At 34.9% G+C, this 13,881-nt stretch carries 21 protein-coding genes and 1 pseudogene; 13 read left to right on the top strand and 9 right to left on the bottom strand.

What is annotated here, in order from left to right:
• Positions 1-276 precede the first annotated feature (276 nt).
• The 9 genes from EKQ63_RS22425 to EKQ63_RS22385 all read left to right on the top strand — a co-directional run bounded on the left by EKQ63_RS22425 (position 277) and on the right by EKQ63_RS22385 (position 5,108).
• Positions 277-480 carry a DUF3929 family protein gene (locus tag EKQ63_RS22425; protein WP_000262495.1) on the top strand — a complete coding sequence of 68 codons (204 nt, stop codon included), beginning with the start codon at positions 277-279 and terminating at the stop codon, positions 478-480.
• Positions 481-550: 70 nt separating this feature from the next.
• A complete protein-coding gene (locus tag EKQ63_RS22420) occupies positions 551-742 on the top strand; it encodes a hypothetical protein (RefSeq protein ID WP_000535935.1) in 192 nt (63 codons plus the stop codon).
• A 116-nt stretch (positions 743-858) separates the two neighbouring features.
• The gene (locus EKQ63_RS22415) at positions 859-1,233 is read left to right on the top strand and encodes a GntR family transcriptional regulator (protein ID WP_001021351.1); all 375 of its coding nucleotides are present in this window, start codon (positions 859-861) and stop codon (positions 1,231-1,233) included.
• 3 nt (positions 1,234-1,236) lie between these two features.
• Positions 1,237-2,109, top strand: a complete 873-nt coding sequence (locus EKQ63_RS22410; protein WP_143881500.1) for an ABC transporter ATP-binding protein — start codon at positions 1,237-1,239, stop codon at positions 2,107-2,109.
• Positions 2,090-2,758 carry an ABC-2 transporter permease gene (locus EKQ63_RS22405; RefSeq protein ID WP_087954309.1) on the top strand — a complete coding sequence of 223 codons (669 nt, stop codon included), beginning with the start codon at positions 2,090-2,092 and terminating at the stop codon, positions 2,756-2,758. The genes EKQ63_RS22410 and EKQ63_RS22405 overlap by 20 nt, the downstream gene beginning before the upstream one ends.
• 14 nt (positions 2,759-2,772) lie before the next feature.
• Positions 2,773-3,405, top strand: a complete 633-nt coding sequence (locus EKQ63_RS22400) for an ABC-2 transporter permease (protein WP_001186557.1) — start codon at positions 2,773-2,775, stop codon at positions 3,403-3,405.
• 32 nt (positions 3,406-3,437) lie between these two features.
• Positions 3,438-4,061 (top strand): ABC-2 transporter permease, encoded by a 624-nt coding sequence (locus tag EKQ63_RS22395; protein ID WP_088326705.1) that lies wholly within the window; start codon positions 3,438-3,440, stop codon positions 4,059-4,061.
• Positions 4,045-4,671 carry an ABC-2 transporter permease gene (locus EKQ63_RS22390; RefSeq protein WP_139304125.1) on the top strand — a complete coding sequence of 209 codons (627 nt, stop codon included), beginning with the start codon at positions 4,045-4,047 and terminating at the stop codon, positions 4,669-4,671. Before EKQ63_RS22395 ends, EKQ63_RS22390 begins: the two co-directional genes overlap by 17 nt.
• Before the next feature lie 251 nt (positions 4,672-4,922).
• Positions 4,923-5,108, top strand: a complete 186-nt coding sequence (locus EKQ63_RS22385; protein ID WP_071726690.1) for a hypothetical protein — start codon at positions 4,923-4,925, stop codon at positions 5,106-5,108.
• A 16-nt stretch (positions 5,109-5,124) separates the two neighbouring features.
• Here the strand turns inward: EKQ63_RS22385 and EKQ63_RS22380 are convergent, their stop codons facing one another.
• The 5 genes from EKQ63_RS22380 to EKQ63_RS22360 all read right to left on the bottom strand — a co-directional run bounded on the left by EKQ63_RS22380 (position 5,125) and on the right by EKQ63_RS22360 (position 7,773).
• A complete protein-coding gene (locus EKQ63_RS22380) occupies positions 5,125-5,382 on the bottom strand; it encodes a DUF3975 family protein (RefSeq protein WP_088326701.1) in 258 nt (85 codons plus the stop codon).
• Between the two features lie 15 nt (positions 5,383-5,397).
• On the bottom strand, positions 5,398-5,712 hold the full coding sequence (locus EKQ63_RS22375) for a DMT family transporter (protein ID WP_000312623.1): 315 nt from the start codon (positions 5,710-5,712) through the stop codon (positions 5,398-5,400).
• A 1-nt stretch (position 5,713) separates the two neighbouring features.
• Positions 5,714-6,046: a DMT family transporter gene (locus tag EKQ63_RS22370; protein ID WP_000312349.1), complete on the bottom strand. Its 333-nt coding sequence runs from the start codon at positions 6,044-6,046 to the stop codon at positions 5,714-5,716.
• A 71-nt stretch (positions 6,047-6,117) separates the two neighbouring features.
• Positions 6,118-6,699, bottom strand: coding sequence for a TetR/AcrR family transcriptional regulator (locus tag EKQ63_RS22365; protein ID WP_003267456.1), 582 nt, complete (start codon positions 6,697-6,699; stop codon positions 6,118-6,120).
• A 96-nt stretch (positions 6,700-6,795) separates the two neighbouring features.
• Entirely contained in the window at positions 6,796-7,773 is a 978-nt protein-coding gene (locus EKQ63_RS22360) for a LacI family DNA-binding transcriptional regulator (protein WP_143881499.1), read from the bottom strand.
• Between the two features lie 317 nt (positions 7,774-8,090).
• On the opposite strand from EKQ63_RS22360, the gene EKQ63_RS22355 reads away from it, so the two are divergent.
• Positions 8,091-8,627 (top strand): DNA polymerase III subunit delta, encoded by a 537-nt coding sequence (locus EKQ63_RS22355; RefSeq protein ID WP_140168628.1) that lies wholly within the window; start codon positions 8,091-8,093, stop codon positions 8,625-8,627.
• A gap of 39 nt (positions 8,628-8,666) precedes the next feature.
• On the opposite strand, the gene EKQ63_RS22350 is transcribed toward EKQ63_RS22355, so the two are convergent.
• A complete protein-coding gene (locus EKQ63_RS22350; protein WP_000108655.1) occupies positions 8,667-9,050 on the bottom strand; it encodes a rhodanese-like domain-containing protein in 384 nt (127 codons plus the stop codon).
• 170 nt (positions 9,051-9,220) lie between these two features.
• Between EKQ63_RS22350 and EKQ63_RS22345 the strand changes: the two genes are divergently transcribed.
• On the top strand, positions 9,221-10,057 hold the full coding sequence (locus tag EKQ63_RS22345) for a lipoate--protein ligase family protein (RefSeq protein ID WP_087954316.1): 837 nt from the start codon (positions 9,221-9,223) through the stop codon (positions 10,055-10,057).
• A 28-nt stretch (positions 10,058-10,085) separates the two neighbouring features.
• Here the strand turns inward: EKQ63_RS22345 and EKQ63_RS22340 are convergent, their stop codons facing one another.
• The 3 genes and pseudogenes from EKQ63_RS22340 to EKQ63_RS22330 form a co-directional block, all read right to left on the bottom strand.
• On the bottom strand, positions 10,086-10,934 hold the full coding sequence (locus EKQ63_RS22340) for a hypothetical protein (RefSeq protein ID WP_048550780.1): 849 nt from the start codon (positions 10,932-10,934) through the stop codon (positions 10,086-10,088).
• A gap of 200 nt (positions 10,935-11,134) precedes the next feature.
• Positions 11,135-11,796: pseudogene (locus tag EKQ63_RS22335) on the bottom strand (hypothetical protein).
• Complete coding sequence (locus EKQ63_RS22330) at positions 11,774-12,118, bottom strand: PadR family transcriptional regulator (RefSeq protein WP_087995615.1); 345 nt, start codon at positions 12,116-12,118, stop codon at positions 11,774-11,776. The pseudogene EKQ63_RS22335 and the gene EKQ63_RS22330 overlap by 23 nt, the downstream one beginning before the upstream one ends.
• A 156-nt stretch (positions 12,119-12,274) precedes the next feature.
• Here EKQ63_RS22330 and splB point away from each other — a divergent pair, with 156 nt between their 5' ends.
• Positions 12,275-13,300 (top strand): spore photoproduct lyase, encoded by a 1,026-nt coding sequence (splB, locus tag EKQ63_RS22325; RefSeq protein WP_143881498.1) that lies wholly within the window; start codon positions 12,275-12,277, stop codon positions 13,298-13,300.
• Positions 13,301-13,444: 144 nt separating this feature from the next.
• A complete protein-coding gene (gene mntR, locus EKQ63_RS22320; protein WP_001143075.1) occupies positions 13,445-13,873 on the top strand; it encodes a transcriptional regulator MntR in 429 nt (142 codons plus the stop codon).
• The last annotated feature ends 8 nt before the right edge of the window (positions 13,874-13,881 follow it).

Below are 13,881 nucleotides of genomic sequence, written 5' to 3'. Positions count from 1 at the left end.
AGAACTCGCTGCGGCGGGTTCTTTTTTTTGTATGGAGAATTTGTGCAGAAATAGTGAAAGAAATGTTAAAAAATTATATTTTTTGTTCCCTAATGGTGTAAAGGTGTAGTTTTATAGGTAGTTTTGTTGAAAAAGTCGGTTTGATAAAAGTATTTATTTTTGTTAGAATTTTATTGAAATTAAGAAGATGTGATGAGGCAAAAATTACTCATTTTTATGTATATGTGAAAAAACGAGCAAGACGGGGGTGAAAGTGTGGGCTATCGATGTTATAGAATGGTATACCATTTAGAAAATGGAGAAACAATTAAAGATGTAAAAGAATTTTGTTACCGGGACCAAGGAAAAGTGCTAGAAAGAGTAGCGCATCGTGTAATGGATAATAGAGAAGTGACGGCAATTGATAAGCAAGGAACGATCATTTCAATAGCATGTGAGGACATTGTAAAGGTGGAACTTGATTACATAACAGAAAGTTAACCTTGAGTCATATCGAATTATTCGATAAAATATACTGTTGAATGGTGAAGTGAGAAGAGAGGAGTTTATCATGGGTAGTACAAGACACTTTTATATGTTTATCTTAGCGTTTGTTCTTGTTGTGGCATTAACGATTTATTTAATTGTTGATAGCACTTGGTACAACACAGTTCATCCGGCGTTCCTTCTGTTTATGTATGTAGGAATTGCGGTAGTGAGTTTCGGAATGAGAGATGAGATGTTAGATCGCTTTGAAAAGTGATACATATACGAAAGACCAACAGGAAAATGTTGGTCTTTTTTTCTTGCCAAAAATAGGATGGTGTGTATATACTGTATATATAAGGTATGTACAGTATATACACACTGGAGGAAAACATGAATATTATTATTTCGAATTCTTCCCAAGACCCTATTTATGTACAAATAAGAAAACAATTAAGCCAGCTTATTTTAAATGGTGGTTTAAAGGGTGGAGACCAATTACCGTCTATTCGTAGCTTAGCGAAGGAATTACAAATTAGTGTAATTACAACGAAGCGTGCGTACGAGGAGCTTGAAAAAGAAGGATATATAGAAACCGTTGCTGGGAAGGGGACTTATGTTTCACGTAAAAATAATGAACTATTAAAAGAACAGCGGCTTCGCCTATTGGAAAGTAAAGCGGAAGAGATTGTGAATGAAAGTAAAGCGTTGCAGCTTTCACTTGAAGATTTACAGCAGATGATAGCGTGTTTATATGAGGGGGAATAAAGGGTGTTAGAGCTAAAAAATGTTTGTAAAAGTTATAAAGATTTTGCAGTGAAAAATATAAGTTTTACATTACCACGCGGATATATTATGGGATTTGTCGGACCGAACGGAGCCGGGAAAAGTACGACGATTAAAATGATTATGAATTTAATTAGAAAAGATAGTGGAGATATAAAAATTTTTAGCAAGGACAATAAGAAAGCTGAAAAGGAAATAAAACAAAATATCGGCTTTGTATATGATGAAAATCATTATTACGAAGATTTAACGTGTGAGCAAATGAAACGTATTATTGCACCGTTATATAAAAAGTGGGACGAAGAGCTGTATCAATCGTATATGCATAGATTGCAAGTTCCAAAGTATAAAAAAATTAAAGAACTATCAAAAGGGATGAAAATGAAATTTGCGATTGCCATCGCGCTCTCGCACCACGCAGAGTTTATCATCATGGATGAACCAACAGCAGGATTAGATCCAGTTGTTAGAAGTGAATTACTTGATATGCTGCAAGAAATTGTAATGGAAGATGAAGTATCTGTTTTATTCTCAACGCACATTACAACAGACTTAGAGCGCATCGCAGATTATATTACGTTTATCAACGATGGAGAAATTATATTTACTGGTGAAAAAGAAGACTTAATGGAGAACTACGTAATCGTAAAAGGAAGTAATGATTTATTAGACCGAGAAGGAAAAGAACTATTTGTTGGATTACGAAAAAATAAGTTTGGTTTTGAAGGTTTAGCGAAGGATAAACAAGCAATTATAGATTGGTTTGGAAATGAGGTTGTACTAGAAAAGCCTACATTAGACGATATTATCGTTTACACCGCGAAAGGAAGAGATGCCTATGCGTCAGCTCGTATATAAAGATTTGTTCTTTTTTCGGGTAACGTGGTTAGTGAATTTTGTTATGCCACTTTTGTTATTTATGTTAGATCCAAATGGTGAAGGGTTATTTCCGATGAGTTGTCTATTTATAACACTTTCCTCGGTTATGACGTTAATCTTTATGGATGAAAGGAATAAAAGTGACATTGTTATAAATAGTTTACCGGTAAGTCGAAAGGATATCGTCATTGCTAGATATATTTCCTGTGCAATATTTATTGTAGGTGGCATGCTTTCTACGATGTTAGTTGTTTTTCTTATAAGAGGTATTGTGGTCATTGGTGATATTGGTGCCTATCATCCTAATCTATACATTGAAATTCCATGGTATGAAGTAATAAATGGAGCTATTTACGCCTTGTTTTTTGTTGTGATACTTTTCCCTAGTTATTACGGTACAAAATCGAAGATAGTAAGAAGTATAGTATCAGCAGCATCAATGGGAGTAGGTGTAATTTTTTGGATGTTTATTAGTGATGGGCTGAATGAAACAGCACCTTCATTCATTGAGTGGATTATGAATCCGCTGCATATTGGTGTATTTATAATTGGAGGAATTATATTAGCTAGTGTCTATATCGTTTCTATGCTTCTTACAATTAAAATTTATGAAACGCGTGATTTATAGAGAGGAGAATTCATATGCAACAGTTGATTTTGAAGGAGTTTTTTTTACAGAAGAAGATGTTTCCTTTCTATTTTTTAATCCCTATTTTATCTATCTTTAAGAATTCCGTCGAACCAATGGGGATTGCAATAGGATTATTTATAACATGTAGTACGATTATATATATTTCTTTTTATTATGACGAGAAAAGTAAAGCGGAAAAAGTATTAGTGAGTTTACCTATAACGAGAAAAGAGATAATTATAGCTAAATATATTTCAAGCACATTATTTATTATGGCTGGTTTAAGTGTAACTTTTATAGTCGTAATATTAGGAAATATTTTATTGGACAGGGATATAGTCATGCCTGGATATGCAGTGTTTTCAGCGATAGTAGCAACTTTGATTTATTGTGTAGTAACGATACCGACTAATTACATTGGGGGATATAAAGTTATTACAGTCTTGAATTTGATTATGCTGTTTCCTTTAATAGGTATGATTGGTCTTATGTGCAATATTTTTGGTGATAAAACAATTATGTTAAAAGTACTTCACTCTCAAGAGGCTACACAAGCAATGGGTGTTCTTGGTATTGGAGTATTAGTGAGTATATTCATATCAATGTTCCTCTCAATGAAAATGTTTCAGCAGGCAGAGTTATAGAAGGGACATTTTCATATTAGGAGGTGCAATACATGATTAAGCAATTAGTTTTAAAAGATATGATGATGCAAAGAAAGTTAGGGTTTGTTTATCTTATATGTTTTTTGTTCCTGCTCATTGTTGATTTTAGTAGTGATAGTTTTTTGATGACATTTAGTATGTTTGTACCTGCTCTTGGCATGATACTGTCAATGAGTTATGAGGGGAAAAATAAAAGTGAACTGATAGTAAATAGTTTACCGTTTGACCGTAAAGATCTTGTCATAGGGAAATACATATTTGTAAGTATTTTAGTTGCTCTAGGTGGATGTTTCTCACTAGTGGTTGGTTTCATACAGTTGCAAAATGAGCATATGACTGGATTTATGCTGTGGGGAGAAATTCTCGGAGGTATAACAGGTGGGTTTGTTTGTAGCATAATTGTACTTCCGATTGAATTCTCAGTAGGATATAGCAGTGCCAAACAAATTGCTCCGTTCGCCGGACTTGCATTGGGATATTTGAGTGGATTGATTGTAAGTAACGTTTGGTTAGATGTAGAAAATGCTTGGAACACGAGTTTAGTCGTAAATATTTGTTTTATAGCAGGATTGCTTCTTTTATATGTTATGTCCATGTTTTTCTCAATTCATTTGTACAATGAACGTGATCTGTGAGAGGAGGAAAATAGCGTTGAAACAACTAATTTTAAAAGATTTCATCATTCAATGGAAATTTTTAATTTGGTACATATTGTATCCTGTTTTCTTTTATATGGCCTTAACAGATACGGAAAATCTGTTCATAATTATGTCGGTAATTATTACAATTGGGGCAACAGTAAAAACATTTGAAGCAGATAGTAAAAATGAGAGTGAAGTTATAGTAAATAGTTTACCAATATTGAAAAAACATATTGTATTTGCAAAATATATAGTAGCAATTATTATTCTTTTTATAAGTGTAATGGTCGGTTGTTTTACGATGGGAATGAAGAATGGGGTTAACCTATTTGAATTTATTGAAACGACAATGGTTGCTAGTATTAGCTTTATTTTAGTGTATTTAAGCTTTGTTTTACCGATATCGTTTTGGTTGGCCTATAAAAAAACTATTTTTATTGCGATTTTTATACTAATAGCACCTATGGCCGTTTCTTCTATTTTCTTTGGAATCAACCTAGAACAAATTCAACTATATAACAGCGTGTTATTCATTAGTTCAATATGCATGTTTATAATATCTATCTTCGTTTCAGTGAAATTGTATGAGAAGAGAGAATTTTAAAAGGTGCCCTATAAAAGGCACCTTCTTCAATAACGACAATAGGAAAGTAAAAGTTTATAAACAGAGAGGTTACTCGGTACAACATCTTTCGGAGTATGTAATATAAAGCTGAAAACGATAACGAGAATGAGAAAGAGGAAAAATAAAAATAGGATCTGCTTATGTATAGAATTTTGCATATTATTCACTCCTTTTTTAGGTAGTATGTCCAAAAGAAAGGAGTGTATGAAAAATGTTAGGAGGGAAGAATGATGAACAAAAGAAAATGGTTATATAGAATAGGGGTATTTTTATTTTCAATTGGTCTCATATTAGCAAATTTTTACTCAGATATCCCATCACCATTTCCTAATTTGCATAAAGGGATTGGTATAAGTATTGTCATAGTTGGTCTTCTTTGTCTTATCACATCAAACTTCTACAGAAAGTCTGAATGAATATAAAAAAGGACAGTTACTCTTTTTCAGAAGAACTGTCCTTTTTAAATAACGTATTCCATAGCTTGGCGATACTCCATATAATGAAGATTGCAATGGAGGCAATGATGGACCAAACGATTGATATCATTTCAAGTGTCATGTTAGGAAGGAATGTGAGAATGGATACTACTTTATGAAACAACCATTCTATTATATGAAAACTGATTTGTAATAGAATGACGATACTAAGTGTGATCCATGCTAACAGTTGCTTCCCTTTTTCTTTCCACATGACATTCACCTCACGTTAGCTTAATAGTTTTAAGCCAACAGCGCCGCATAGAATGCAGCTTAAGAAGGCAAGACGGCGCCAATCCGCTGATTCGCGGAAAATAAGAATACCTAGAAGTGCACTTCCGGCAGTTCCGATTCCAGTCCAAATCGCGTAAGCAGTTCCCATCGGTAATGTGTTCATCGCAAGGGATAAGAAGAAGAAGCTTACGCCGAAGTTAGCGATTAAAATAACTTTTGGTGCCCAGCCTTTCTTTTCAGTGGCTACTTTCATAAAGAGTACACCAATAATTTCACAAATACCAGCTAGAATTAAAAATACCCAAGCCATTTTATGCGGCCTCCTTCGCTTCTTTTTCTTCTGTTACTCGTTTTAAACCAATTACGCCAAAGAAGATTAAACCAATTAATAATACTTTTACGATAGAGAATGGCTCTCCGAAAACGAAAATTTCTGTAAGAACGATTCCGCCAGCTCCAATTCCAGTGAAGACTGCGTATACAGTACCAACAGGTAAATCTTTATAAGCTCTAAATAATAAGACGAAACTAATTGTAATTAATAACGCAACACCAGCCCATTCAAGTGGAGCCTCCGCGTGTTTTAATCCAATTACCCAAAAGATTTCAATAATACCAGCTAAGATTACATAAATCCATGCCATATGTCATTTCTCCTTCCTACCAGTCGTTAGGTAAAGGGCTTAAAAACGACGCATTGCAAAGGAGCAATCCGTCAGTTTGAAAGTCCACGCCAAAATACTTTCCAAGAAGCGTCTAAACGTGTCTCAAAACGATTTAAACCTGCGTATAGTAGTTCAACCATAAGACCGTCAAGTAAGCATAGAAAAGCCTCTAAGGCGTCTTTTACTTCAATGTTATGCAACTCATCTTGTTCGCTTGCTCTTTTAAATACAGGGAATAAAAGTTTTCCGACGTTTTCAATGTGTACATTTGCTTTATTAATAATTTGTTCGCGAAATGCATCAGGTGGAAAATAAGAAGTTCGTAACCAAAACATTGATTCTTCACTTTCACCAAATCGTTTTGCATAGCCCTTTAGTAACTGTAAGAGCAATTCTTCAGTAGACGAATTTGAAAACTTTTCGATATCGCCTGTGAAGCTCTGTAAATCTTTTTGAAGAGCGGATTCTAAGCATATAAAATATAGCTCTTCTTTTCCTTTAAAGTGTGCGTAAATTGATGGTTTTTTAATCCCGACTTCTTGAGCAATATTTGCTAATGAAGTTCCTTCGTAGCCGTAGCGTGCGAAATGAGAAAGTGCTACAGCTTTAATGCGGTTTGCTGTCATTTTCATCCCCTACCTACCGTTCGTTAGGTTCATTATATGCGAGTAAAAATATAAAGTCAATAGGTGAAGAACTGAAAAAGAGCGCTATAGGTAACGCTCTTTTTAGACAGTATCTCGCTCAATTAAATGGAATGAAAGCTCTTTTGCGTTCCCGATAATTTGCTCACTTTGGATTTGTTTATGGAATAAAGAAAACGCATGTGAGCCCATTTCGAGACCGGGATGTTCAATTGTTGAAATTTCTAACGCCTTTGAAATTTCATGATTATCAAATCCGAGGATAGCGAGGTCTTCGGGTACTCGAAGACCTTGCTTTCGAGCCTCTGTTAATAAACCAGCTGCAACTTGATCGTTCGCTGTAAAAATAGCGGTTGGACGATTTTTCATGTTTAAAATACGATGGAGTATTTTTGCACCGTCTTGCATTGTATAGCATTGGTGAAAAATCCATTCGGGATGTGACGTTTTACCTTCGTTACGAAGTGTATCAGCAAACGCTTTTTCACGTTCCATGGAATTTACACTTGTTTTTCTTGCTAAACAAATCCCGATTTTTTCATGGCCTTTATTGAGTAAATAGGTGGTGCCAAGACGGAAGCCTTCATAATGATCTACGTAGACAGATGAAATAAGGGGGTGCTTCATTTTTTCGCATGAAATAATAGGAGCAAATTTTGCGAAAGGTTCAATTTGTTCCCATGAACTCGTTCGAGAGCAAATAATCATCCCGTCGAATTGTTTCATTTTCATCATTTCAAGAACACGAATTTCTTCGATACTATCGTAATTCGTTTGACATAAATTAATGTGATATCCAGCTGCTAACGCTTCGTTGCCGATTCCTTCAATAATGGTACTGAAGTATGGAAGGTTAATGAAAGGGAGCATAACACCGATCGTATATGTTTTTCCCTTTATTAAGTGAATAGCATTTATATTTTTGGCATAGTTCAATTCTTCAACAGCGTCTAGAACACGTTTACGTTTTTCTTCTTTTACGTAAGGGTGATTATTCAGGACGCGAGAAACAGTTGATATGGATACACCAGCGGTTTTTGCAATTTGTTTTATATTGGCCATATGTATCACCTCTCTCCTTATTATAAAGGGAAAATAATAAGAATGAAAAAATCTTGACCTGAAAAGCTTTTCACAAACTATGTTATAAATAGGACTTCTGTTATTCGCGTAACCTTTTTATTTGAGCGTGAGAATGATAGGGGGTCTTTTTTGCGTCTATAAAAGAAGTTTTGTCAAAATGTGTGGGAATAACATGGAAAGTTTTCAGAGGGGGAGTTTGTTAATGAGGCGAATATGAATAGCATATAAACACTTGGTTCATAAAGATAGCGGTATGAAAGGGCGGAAACAAATTGAAAAAAGGAATCATTTGTTTCGTGTTTTCTAGTCTAGTGCTAAGTTCATGTTCGTTTCAGCAAACGATGCAAGAAGAAAAACAATTTGTGGGAACAACAGGGGGAGCTATGGATCGTGTTACGGATCCAATTCCGCTGAAGGAGCTTTCGAAATATTTTCCAGTGAAATTTAAAGTGCCGGCGTTTTTACCGTATGACATTACGAGTGATGTGAAGGGAGAAGTCAGAACGATTGGAAAAAAGAACGCTGTCTTAATGATCAAATATAAACAGCAGGATCCAAGTAGAAATGAGTATATTGAGTTAAATGTTGCGAACTTTCCTTATAGTTTTCCAGATCTTGTGGAAGAGAAACGATTTCAAGAACAAATGAAATTGAATAATGGAGCATTCGCTTATTTTAAAAATAAGGATGACTCCGAGCGAGGAGACGAATTTGCTGCGCTTATATGGAAAGAGAAAGGACTTGAATATCAGCTCCTGTATCGTAATGCACAAGAAAATGATAAAGATGTGATTAAGAAAAATTTATTATACATTGCAAATAATATGGAATGAAAAAACTAGCTGAATCATTCAGCTAGTTTTTGTATGTTATTATTTCTTTTTAATTTTTCCAGTCCACGTTTTAAATCCACCTTGTAATTGGTAGAAATCTTTGTAGCCTTGTTTCTTTAAGTATTGAGCTGCACGGCCAGTACGGAATCCACTTTGACAGTATAAGTAAACTGGTTGATCTTTACGAAGTTCTTTATGACGAAGGCGAATTTGTGATAACGGAATGTTACGTGCGCCTAAAATATGCCCTGCAGTATATTCGTCTGCTTCGCGAATATCGATAAGCTGTGCTTTACGGTAGCCAGCGCGAAACTCTTCTTCTGAAAGTGTTGTAATTAATTTTTTCTGATAGAAATACATCCATACAGTGTAACCGATGAACGCTACGATTACGGCTAATAAAATAATCCAAGTTGTTGACACGATTCTATCGCTCCCTTTTTTCTTATCCTACTTTCAATATTATAATGCCCGTATGTATTTATGCAACAGATTCATTTGTATATAAGAAGAAATTTCGTATTCTTTCACAAATTTTGTCGAATTTGGTAGACTAGAGAATGTGAAAAATAATTGGTTATATGAGGTGCAGGATGGGAAAAGAAAAATGGTGTTATATTAACTCTGGTCAATGTTCACCGGCATTTAATATGGCGTTAGATGAATGTTTATTAAATTGGCAAAGTGAAAAGAAAATGCCACCAACCATTCGTTTTTACGAATGGGAAGTACCAACATTAACAGTCGGGTATTTCCAGCGTGTTGAAAAAGATATTAATATGGATGTAGTTAACGAAAAGAAATATGGATTCGTTCGTCGTCAAACAGGTGGTAGGGGTGTACTACATGATAAAGAATTAACGTACAGTGTTATTGTGTCTGAAGATCATCCGAATATGCCAAAAACAGTTACAGAAGCGTATCGTGTTATTTCGCAAGGTTTATTAGATGGTTTTAAAGCATTAGGGTTAGAAGCGTATTATGCAGTTCCAAAAACAGAAGCAGATCGTGAAAATTTAAAAAATCCACGCTCAGGCGTATGTTTTGATGCGCCGTCTTGGTATGAAATTGTAGTAGAAGGAAGAAAAATCGCTGGTAGTGCGCAAACACGTCAAAAAGGTGTTATTTTACAGCACGGGTCGATTCCATTAGAAATAGATTTAGATGAGTTATATGATCTGTTTTTATTCCCGAATGAACGTGTGAAAGAACGTATGAAGAGTATGTTCTCATCTAAAGCGGTAGCAATTAACGAATTAACAGACCGTACGTTTACAATCGAGCAGTTAACTAAAGCGTTTGAGGTTGGGTTTGAAAAAGGATTAGATGTAGAGCTTGTTCCGTATGAATTAACAGAAGAACAATTACATGAAGTGCAAACATTAGCGAAAGAAAAGTATGAAAGTAAAGAATGGAATTATAAAAAATAAGAGGTGGCAATTGCCGCCTCTTATTTTTTTATAGTAAATTAAGTACTTTTTCTACTTTGATTCCTTTATCTTGTAAAGAACGAAGGCGATTTACAACGTCCATAATTTCTTTGTCAAATGTAACGCTAATACCTTGGCTTTGTAGTTCTTCTTTTAACCCTTCAATAGAATCATCTATGTCGATGCCAAGCTCGTAATCTTGACAAACTTCAATTGTCTTTTTCACGAGTTTCACATAATTTTCTTGTAGTTTTGAATTTGTTTCAGTCAAAGCAGGTTGTTTCGGTTTTGCAGGCGCGACCGGTGCTGTCTCTTGCTTTGTAACTGGAGTTGGTACTTCTCGTTTCACAGGTGCTGGAGTAGATAATTCCACAGCTGCTTCTACACTTACTGGCTTCGGTGTCGGTGCCGGAGTAGGCTTCGGTGTTGGTGCTGTAACAGGTGTTTCTACACGTGTAATAGGCTTGGGAGCAGGTGTAACTGCTTTAGGAGCTTCTACAACTACTTCTTTTTTCGGAGTAGCTTCTACAACTGTTTCTTCTTGTTCAGCTGCCTCTTTATTTTCTTTACTCCACATAACGCGTTCTATTTCTAGAGAAACATTATTTTTGTTCATCGCTGTTAATGTAACTTTACCAACTTCAGCGTTTCCAGTGAAATCAACAATTTTATAAATAACACTCTTGTTCCAATCCACGTTTCCGCTCAAAAATAATTCTTCGTTACATTTCGGCGTTAAGCCCTCGATTTTAATTTCTGCGTTTACACCGTTTTCACTATATACCATAATTAGCGAAGCATTTACATCTTCGTCTGCTAACATTAGTTCACGTACCATTTTGCCGGTGCGTACTTGCGTTTTCTTCTTAACTGACATCTAATTTCTCCTCTCAAAAATTCAGTAATAATAAAAAAATCGTATAACGAAAAATAATTGCTCACGAAGATTTATGATACCGATAATAAAAGCATCACGTCAACAATTAACTTTAATTATTTTGCATTTTTCTTATTTTCTTTATGAAATTTTTCGATTTGTAAAATTAGACAGAAGAAAAACAGCCTTTTGAAGGGCTGCTAAAAATTTGATTTTTTGTATAGCAATTTATATAAAATGAAAAATAATATAGCAATTAAAGCATTTTGCCAAAAGGTTAGATGATAAATGAGATAAGGTTGTTTTTTAAAATAAATATTTAAGAATATAGCGGAACAAAACGGGATAGCAAATGCGAACCCAAATAGAATTCTTCTTTTCCAATTCATTTTCTGATCAAAGGAGTACCGCTTTAATAAATATAAAATAAATAGTATACCTAGTATAATTATTGAAACAGACAAAGTAGTTCCAAGGATACTAAAAGGTGGACTTATTATTTCGGTGTTCTTTTCAAAAAAGAAAATGAAAAGAGAAGCAATGGTGTCCATTCCAAACTGTATAGCGAGAAGTAAGCTAATAACAAAGCCGATTAAAGAAGTTTTTTCTAACATTGTTTGAACCGGCAAAGCCGATATGAGTTCATCACAATAAGATTGTAAGTCATCACCAAAAATGTCATAAGCATTTTTATTTTCTGTTTGTGCTTCGATGAGATGATCTAATATTTCTAGTAATAGTTCTTCTACTTGTTGCTCTGGCACGTTAGATAAACTAACATATCGCTATAAGCAACTTCATTTTCAGGTGTTAGAAGTTCGCGTTTTTTGTTGTTCAATTTAATCATGTCTTGTGCATTCATCCCCATCACTCCCCTGTAATAAATTGTTCACCGTTGTTGAAACCATTCCCCAGCTTTGTTTAAATTCTTCAAGCTGTTCTAACCCTTTATCCGTTACGTGATAATATTTTCTCTTTGGGCCAAGTGAGGAGGCTCTTAATGTTCCTTCAATCAATTTCTCTTTTTGCATACGTAACAATAACGGATATATGCTTCCTTCACTTACGAATGTAAATCCGTGTTTATTTAATTTTGTACTCAGTTCATATCCGTACACTTCTTCTTGTGAAATGATGTATAGGATGCAACCTTCGAGCACACCTTTTAACATTTGGCTGTGCATGATTTCACCACCTTTTACTCAGGTAACTTGCTGTGCAAGGTAGCTGTTATCCGAATTATAACATTCAGTAACTTGCAACGCAAGTTACTGAAGTGGAAAACTTTAATGCGTGTTAATTTTTAAACGTTTCCCATAATAACGAGAGGAGGGAAGCATATGAAACCGTTTATGCCAAAACTTGTTTATTTTGAACCGAAGGCACTTGAATACCCACTTGGAAAAGAGCTGTATGAGAAGTTTACGAAGATGGGACTAGAGATTCGTGAAACGACATCCCATAATCAAATTAGAAATTTGCCGGGTGAAAATGATTTGCAAAAGTATCGTAATGCAAAATCAACGCTTGTCGTTGGGGTGAGGAAGACATTAAAGTTTGATACGTCAAAACCGTCAGCTGAATATGCGATTCCGCTTGCAACAGGATGTATGGGACATTGTCATTATTGTTATTTACAAACGACACTTGGGAGTAAGCCTTACGTTCGCGTGTATGTGAATCTTGAAGAAATATTTGAGAAAGCAAAGCAATATATGGATGAAAGAGCACCTGAAATAACAAAATTCGAAGCTGCTTGTACATCAGATATCGTTGGAATTGATCATTTAACACATGCATTAAAGCGGACGATAGAGTTTATTGGAGAAAGTGAATATGGGCGTTTACGTTTCGTTACGAAATATTCGCACGTTGATCATTTATTAGATGCAAAACATAACGGGAAAACTCGTTTTAGGTTTAGTATTAATTCACGGTATGTAATTAAAAATTTTGAGCCAGGGACATCACCATTTGAAGAAAGAATTGAAGCTGCTCGTAAAGTGGCAGGCGCGGGTTATCCACTTGGATTTATAGTTGCGCCGCTTTATATGCATGAAGGATGGGAAGAAGGATATCGTGAACTATTTGAGCGACTGTACAATGCACTACAAGATTTGTACATACCGAATTTAACATTTGAATTAATTCAACATCGCTTTACAAAACCAGCAAAAAAGGTCATTCAGGAGCGTTATCCGAGTACGAAGCTTGAAATGGATGAAGAGAAGCGTAAATATAAATGGGGACGATATGGCATCGGGAAATATGTATATAAAAAAGATGATGCGGAAGTATTGGAAGAAACGATAAGAGGTTATATATATGAGTTTTTTCCTGATGCAGAAATACAATACTTTACTTAGGAGGAGTCTGTATGCAAATACAGATTCTTTTTTGTTTTATATATTTAGGCTTGTTTTCAACTTGTCACGTTATTCTTTCTGGTGTATCATTTTATTGATTGCTTCGTACGGAATGAGCAAAATGAAATTGGATGGAGGAAACCGATGCCTACCCCTAGTATGGAAGATTATATTGAACAAATTTATTTGTTGATTGATGAAAAGGGTTATGCCCGCGTATCTGATATTGCTGAAGCGCTTAGTGTACATCCATCCTCTGTAACAAAAATGGTGCAAAAATTAGACAAAGATGAATATCTAATTTATGAAAAATATAGAGGGCTTGTATTAACATCAAAAGGTAAAAAAATTGGAGAACGTCTCGTATATCGTCATGAATTGTTAGAACAATTTATGCGTATTATCGGTGTGGATGAAAGTAAGATTTACAATGATGTAGAAGGAATTGAACATCATTTAAGCTGGGAAGCAATTGACCGCATTGGTGATTTAGTACAATACTTTGAACAAGATGAGATTCGAGTGGAAACACTTCGTGGCGTTCAAAAAGCAAATGAAGAGAAAAGTAATTAAGGGGAACG

It is taken from the genome of Bacillus sp. BD59S (assembly GCF_007363175.1).
GTDB classification, from domain to species: domain Bacteria; phylum Bacillota; class Bacilli; order Bacillales; family Bacillaceae_G; genus Bacillus_A; species Bacillus_A pacificus.
This window is presented reverse-complemented; position numbering and strand designations above follow the sequence as displayed.

Coding starts and splice junctions, on each gene's coding strand:
- EKQ63_RS22345 (WP_087954316.1), top strand. CDS start 9,221: ATGGGAAAAGAAAAATGGTGTTATATTAACTCTGGTCAATGTTCACCG.
- EKQ63_RS22415 (WP_001021351.1), top strand. CDS start 859: ATGAATATTATTATTTCGAATTCTTCCCAAGACCCTATTTATGTACAA.
- EKQ63_RS22400 (WP_001186557.1), top strand. CDS start 2,773: ATGCAACAGTTGATTTTGAAGGAGTTTTTTTTACAGAAGAAGATGTTT.
- EKQ63_RS22405 (WP_087954309.1), top strand. CDS start 2,090: ATGCGTCAGCTCGTATATAAAGATTTGTTCTTTTTTCGGGTAACGTGG.
- EKQ63_RS22385 (WP_071726690.1), top strand. CDS start 4,923: ATGAACAAAAGAAAATGGTTATATAGAATAGGGGTATTTTTATTTTCA.
- splB (WP_143881498.1), top strand. CDS start 12,275: ATGAAACCGTTTATGCCAAAACTTGTTTATTTTGAACCGAAGGCACTT.
- EKQ63_RS22380 (WP_088326701.1), bottom strand. CDS start 5,382: ATGTGGAAAGAAAAAGGGAAGCAACTGTTAGCATGGATCACACTTAGT.
- mntR (WP_001143075.1), top strand. CDS start 13,445: ATGCCTACCCCTAGTATGGAAGATTATATTGAACAAATTTATTTGTTG.
- EKQ63_RS22390 (WP_139304125.1), top strand. CDS start 4,045: ATGAACGTGATCTGTGAGAGGAGGAAAATAGCGTTGAAACAACTAATT.
- EKQ63_RS22370 (WP_000312349.1), bottom strand. CDS start 6,046: ATGGCATGGATTTATGTAATCTTAGCTGGTATTATTGAAATCTTTTGG.
- EKQ63_RS22340 (WP_048550780.1), bottom strand. CDS start 10,934: ATGTCAGTTAAGAAGAAAACGCAAGTACGCACCGGCAAAATGGTACGT.
- EKQ63_RS22375 (WP_000312623.1), bottom strand. CDS start 5,712: ATGGCTTGGGTATTTTTAATTCTAGCTGGTATTTGTGAAATTATTGGT.
- EKQ63_RS22420 (WP_000535935.1), top strand. CDS start 551: ATGGGTAGTACAAGACACTTTTATATGTTTATCTTAGCGTTTGTTCTT.
- EKQ63_RS22360 (WP_143881499.1), bottom strand. CDS start 7,773: ATGGCCAATATAAAACAAATTGCAAAAACCGCTGGTGTATCCATATCA.
- EKQ63_RS22365 (WP_003267456.1), bottom strand. CDS start 6,699: ATGAAAATGACAGCAAACCGCATTAAAGCTGTAGCACTTTCTCATTTC.
- EKQ63_RS22395 (WP_088326705.1), top strand. CDS start 3,438: ATGATTAAGCAATTAGTTTTAAAAGATATGATGATGCAAAGAAAGTTA.
- EKQ63_RS22330 (WP_087995615.1), bottom strand. CDS start 12,118: ATGCACAGCCAAATGTTAAAAGGTGTGCTCGAAGGTTGCATCCTATAC.
- EKQ63_RS22425 (WP_000262495.1), top strand. CDS start 277: ATGGTATACCATTTAGAAAATGGAGAAACAATTAAAGATGTAAAAGAA.